This window comes from Streptomyces sp. NPDC049577 (genome assembly GCF_040675635.1).
Classification (GTDB): domain Bacteria; phylum Actinomycetota; class Actinomycetes; order Streptomycetales; family Streptomycetaceae; genus Streptomyces.
The window spans coordinates 1-3,426 of record NZ_JBFAPH010000490.1 but is presented as its reverse complement, the minus strand read 5'-3'; the positions used below and the strand labels follow the sequence as shown (position 1 = coordinate 3,426).

2 protein-coding genes and 2 pseudogenes are annotated in these 3,426 nt (G+C 74.4%); 2 read left to right on the top strand and 2 right to left on the bottom strand.

Annotated elements, in window-relative coordinates:
• A pseudogene (locus AB0K09_RS31555) lies at positions 1 to 96 on the top strand (DUF5936 domain-containing protein); the annotation flags it as partial.
• 527 nt (positions 97 to 623) lie between these two features.
• Here AB0K09_RS31555 and AB0K09_RS31550 read toward each other — a convergent pair.
• A pseudogene (locus AB0K09_RS31550) lies at positions 624 to 1,520 on the bottom strand (trypsin-like serine protease); the annotation flags it as partial.
• Between the two features lie 463 nt (positions 1,521 to 1,983).
• On the opposite strand from AB0K09_RS31550, the gene AB0K09_RS31545 reads away from it, so the two are divergent.
• Positions 1,984 to 2,856, top strand: coding sequence for an SGNH/GDSL hydrolase family protein (locus AB0K09_RS31545; RefSeq protein WP_366068819.1), 873 nt, complete (start codon positions 1,984 to 1,986; stop codon positions 2,854 to 2,856).
• Here AB0K09_RS31545 and AB0K09_RS31540 read toward each other — a convergent pair.
• Positions 2,808 to 3,426 (bottom strand): XdhC family protein (locus tag AB0K09_RS31540; RefSeq protein ID WP_366068818.1); only part of this gene is annotated, 619 nt, incomplete at its 5' end. The genes AB0K09_RS31545 and AB0K09_RS31540 overlap by 49 nt on opposite strands.

Genomic DNA, 3,426 nt, shown 5'->3' with positions numbered 1-3,426 from the left:
GAGGACCTGGCCGTGGCCCTGGAGGTCGGCGCCACCCGCACCACGGCCGTCGGCTCCGCCGTCGACCGGCTCGGCATGCGCTGGGCACCGTTGGTCCAGCGCACGACGAGGTCGTCCGGGCGGCCGGTGGCGGCGTAGTCGCCGGTGACCATCGCCGTGGCCCCCGCCCAGGAGGCGTTGGCCGCCTGGACGCGGCTGTGGCCGCCCCAGCCCGAGTCGGTGACCTGCCAGGAGTCCAGCGAACCGTCGGCCCAGCGGAGCAGCACGCTGGAGCGCGTCTGGCCGGCGTGCTGGACGCCGGCGATCGCGGTGACGTACTTCGCGCCGCCCGGGCCCGCCAGCCGCTTCTCGGTGCCGAGGCCGGAGGCGCTCACGCCGGTGACGACGCTCATCGAGCCGTCCGCCCAGCGCACCACGAGGTCGGACGGCTTGTTGGTGCCGCTGAACCGGCCGCTGGTGATCTGCGTCGCGTTCTTCCAGCCCGAACCGGCCGCGGCGAGGGTGTACTCCTTGCCGGTGCCGAACCCGTCCGAGTAGAGGCTGACCTTGCCCGTGTCCCAGCGGACCAGCACGTCGGGGCGCGCGTCCCCGGTGAAGTCGCCGCCGGTGACGGCCTCGGCGCGCTTCCAGAAGCTGCCGGCCTTCGCCAGCTGCCGCTCGGTGCCGAAGCCGCCCTTCCCGTCGCCCGGGTAGAGGGTGACCTCGCCGTCGGTCCAGACGGTCACCAGGTCGCTCCGGCCGTCGCCGTCGTAGTCGCCGGAGACCAGGTGCCGGGCGTGGGTCCAGGTCGAGGCCGCGCCGGGCAGCCTGGAGCTGTCGGAGGGCGCCTGGTAGGCGCCGCGCGCGGGGGTGCGGTCGGCGACCGCGTCCGCGTAGAGCGCCTGGATCTCCCCGTCGTAGACGGGCGAGTAGCTGAGCCAGTCGTCGCCCGCGAGGTTGCCGCCGCCGTTGTAGCCGCCGATGTTGCCGATGACGTCACCGGTGCGGGACTTCGCGTCGTAGTTCGTGACGAGCGGGCTGCCGGAGACACCGCCGTAGTAGCCGCCGCACTTGAGCTGCGTCTGGCGGAAGCCGGGCAGCCGGGAGGTGGGCACGGTGCAGCCGATGGCCCGCTGGTCGGGGTTGTGCGAGGACGGGTAGCCGGTGACGGTGACCGTGCTGGTCCAGCGCGGCGTGTTCGTCAGCCGCAGCGCCCCCGTCCGGTCCTCGGCCCTGGCGCCCTGGGCGTTGGGCAGGACGCGGGCGAAGGCGAAGTCGAGGTTGGAGTCGGGGCCCGTGCTGTTCCTGGTGTAGCGCGGGTCGGCGAAGACCTTGTCGACCGGGAAGACGCCGTAGGGCTGGCCGGCCGCGTCCTTGCCCTTGCGGTACTGCGGCACGAAGATCGCCTGGCCGCCCTTGGCGAGGACCTTGGCGCAGTGCCCGGCGGTGAGCACGAGGTTGCGGCCGGCGCTGTGCACGACACTGGCCGTGCAGTAGGTGGGACCGCTCGGGCCGGAGCCGATGAAGAACGTTCCCACCATCGGTATGCCGTCGCCGTACGTGCCCTGCGGCGTGCCGGCCGGGGCGGCGACGGAGGGGGCCGAGCGGGCGAGACCGCTCACGCGCGGCGTGGCCGCGCGGGCGGGCGCGCGGCCCGCGTCGAGGGGTTGCGCGGCGGCCATCCGCTCGGCCGTCCAGTACTTCTCGGCGGCGGAGGCCGGCCCGGCGGCCGGCGACAGCGCGGTGGCGGCGGAGGCCACGGTCGCCGTGGCGGTCGTGCCGCACGCGGCCATGGTGAGCGCGACGGCGAGAGTCCGGGTCCACCCGGCTCTCGGTCTGGAATGCGACAAAGCGACTCTCAGGTGTAGAGGGACAACAGCGCCGCATGGTCCCACACGCCGACCGGCGCACATGGTGCCGGGGCCGGTCGGGACGGGACGTCCCGGTGGTGTCACAGGAGGCACTCCGGCCGTGTCGGGTCACTCCCCTGCTCGTTGCCCGGGCATGACAGCCTTCTCCCGTCCCCGGCGGCGGCTCGCCGCGATCCTGTGCTCGCTGTCCGCCCTGCTGCTGACCGGAACCGCCGCGCAAGCGGCCACCCCGCCCGGCCCTCACCACCCCGCCACCGCGTCCGGCGTCGAATACGTCGCGCTCGGCGACTCGTACTCCTCCGGCCTCGGCGCGGGCGCGTACGACCCGGCCTCCGACGAATGCATGCGCAGTTCGCACGCGTACCCGGCGCGCTGGGCGGCCGCCCACGCGGTCACCTCCTTCAGATTCACGGCCTGTTCGGGGGCGACCACCGGTGACGTCATCGGCTCCCAGCTCGGCCCGCTCACGAACCGCACCGACCTGGTGAGCATCACGGCCGGCGGCAACGACGCCGGCTTCGGCGACGTGATGACCACCTGCGTCACGAGCCCGGAGAAGACGTGCCTGGCCAAGGTGGCCGGTGCCCGCTCGTTCGTGACGAGCACGCTGCCCGGGCGGCTGGACACCCTCTACCGCACCATCAGGGACCGGGCCCCGGGCGCGCGCGTCGTCGTGCTCGGCTATCCGCGGCTGTACCACCTCAACGGCCGCTGTGTGGTGGGGCTGAGCGAGCGGGCGCGCACCGCGATCGACGAGGCCGAGGAGACGCTCAACCGCCTCATGGCGGAGCGGGCCGCCGGGCACGGCTTCCGGTTCGGCGACGTGAACGCCACGTTCGCCGGGCACGAGATCTGCTCGTCCGCCCCGTGGATCCACAGCGTCACCCTGCCGCCCCAGGAGTCCTACCACCCCACCGACAACGGCCATCGTTACGGCTACCTGCCGGTGTTCACGGCTCAGGCCGCCGAGGCCGGCCGGGCGTCGACCCGGCCCGTGTCGCGGTGAATCGGCATCCCGCCGCCCGTGAGCGGGACGCCGGAGCCCCCGCGCCGCACCGCGACGATCTCCGCCGCGATCGACAGCGCGGTCTCCTCCGGCGTCCGGGCTCCCAGGTCGAGCCCGATGGGTGAGTGCAGCCTGCCGAGCTCCCGGTCCCCCAGCCCGGCCTCCCGCAGCCGGCGCAGCCGGTCCTCGTGCGTGCGCCGCGAGCCCATCGCGCCGACGTAGGCCACGGGCAGCCGCAACGCCCGCTCCAGCAGGGGCACGTCGAACTTGGCGTCGTGCGTCAGGACGCACAGGGCGCTGCGGCCGTCCAGGCGCTGGGCATCGAGGTAGCGGTGGGGCCAGTCGACGACGACCTCGTCCGCCTCGGGGAAGCGCGCGGCGGTGGCGAAGACGGGCCGGGCGTCGCATACGGTCACCCGGTAGCCGAGGAAGCGGCCGGCCCGGACCAGGGCGGCCGCGAAGTCGATCGCCCCGAAGACGATCAGGCGCGGGGGCGGGACGCTGCACTCGACCAGCAGCGTCACCGGCTCGCCGCAGCGCGAGCCGTCCGCGCCGAGCTCGACGGTGCCG